At 68.9% G+C, this 1,628-nt stretch carries 1 protein-coding gene; it reads right to left on the bottom strand.

The features are described 5' to 3' along the window. Positions 1-1,628: beta-ketoacyl synthase N-terminal-like domain-containing protein (locus tag A9W96_RS15185; protein WP_304441735.1), on the bottom strand; the 1,628-nt coding region annotated here is incomplete at both ends.

Genomic DNA, 1,628 nt, shown 5'->3' with positions numbered 1-1,628 from the left:
CTCGCGCACCCACACGAAGTGGGCCGAGCCGGCCAGTTCGTCGTCGACGCAGTCCAGGCTGCGGTTCGGTGGGATCACCCCGTCGCGCAGTATCTGGCACAGGCCCATCATCTGGAAGACCGCCGCGCCGCCCTTGGCGTGCCCGGTGAGGCTCTTCTGCGACACCACGAACAGCGGAGCGCCCTCGGACCGGCCGAGCGAATCGGCGAGCCGCTCGTGCAGTTCGGTCTCGTTGGGATCGTTGGCCAACGTCGACGTGTCGTGCTTGGAGATCACCGCGATGTCGTCGGCGCCCACCCCGAGCTTGGCCAGCGACCGCGCCAGCGCCGAATCCTTCCCGCCGCGACCGGCGCCCAGCGCGCCCAGCCCCGGCGCAGGGATCGAGGTGTGCACGCCGTCGGCGAACGACTGCGCGTAGGCCACCACGGCCAGCACCGGCAGACCCATCTTCAGCGCCAGGTCGCCGCGCGCCAGCAGGATGGTGCCACCGCCCTGCGCCTCGAGGAATCCCAGCCGGCGACGATCGTTGGGCCGGGAGAACTTCGAGTCGTGGATACCGCGGCCGCGCATCATGGAGGTGTCGGCGGTGGCCGCCATGTCACCGAAGCCGATGATGGCTTCCAGCGTCAGGTCGTCGAATCCACCGGCGACCACCAGCTCGGCCTTGCCGAGCCGGATCTTGTCGACGCCCTCCTCGACCGACACCGCCGCGGTCGCGCAGGCGCCCACCGGGTGGATCATCGCGCCGTAGCTGCCTACGTAACTCTGAATGACGTGTGCGGCAACGACATTCGGCAGAACTTCTTGCAGGATGTCGTTCGGCTTGTTCCGGCCGAGCAGGTTGCCGTGATACATCGTCTGCATCGACGTCATGCCGCCCATGCCGGTGCCCTGCGTGCTGGCCACCAGGCCCGGGTGCACCCACCGCATCAACTCGGCCGGAGTGAATCCCGACGACAGGAACGCGTCGACGGTCGCGACGATGTTCCACAGCGCCACCCGGTCGGTGGAGCTGGCCATGTCCTGGCTGATGCCGAAGACGGTCGGGTCGAACCCGGTGGGAATCTGCGCGCCGACGGTCCGCGACAGCTTGGTCTTGCGCGGCACCCGAATCTCGGTGCCCGCCTTGCGGATCACCTGCCAGTCGCTGGAGTCGGGCACCGGCCGGATGATCGTGTGTTCGGGATCGAACTCGACGAACGCGCGCGCGTCGGCCTCCGAGGACACCACGAACGCGAAGTCCTTGTCCAGGAACACCGACACCAGCAGCGGCGAGGCGTGATCGGGGTCGATCGCGCCGTCGTCGACGAATTCCCGGATGCCGCAACGCTCCACGACGGCGTCGTGATAACGCTCGACCAACTCGGACTCGTCGACCAGGTCACCGGATTGCGTGTCGTACCAACCGGGTTGGGGGTCGTCCTCCCAACGGATCAGCCCGGTGGTCCAGGCCAGCTCCAGGACGCCGGCCGCCGACAGCTCGTTGTCGACCTCCATCTCGAAGCGGGTCCGCGACGAGCCGTAGGGCCCGAGCTCCGCGCCACCGACGATGACCACCAGGTCGGCCGGGTCGACGTCGAGGTCCGCCCATTCCGGAGGCGGCGCCGGGGTGAAGCCACGCGGCGGCG

The organism is Mycobacterium sp. 1245852.3 (assembly GCF_001669335.1).
In the GTDB taxonomy this organism is placed as follows: domain Bacteria; phylum Actinomycetota; class Actinomycetes; order Mycobacteriales; family Mycobacteriaceae; genus Mycobacterium; species Mycobacterium europaeum_A.
The sequence above is the reverse complement of the archived record's forward strand: the minus strand, read 5'-3'. Positions and strand labels throughout refer to the sequence as shown.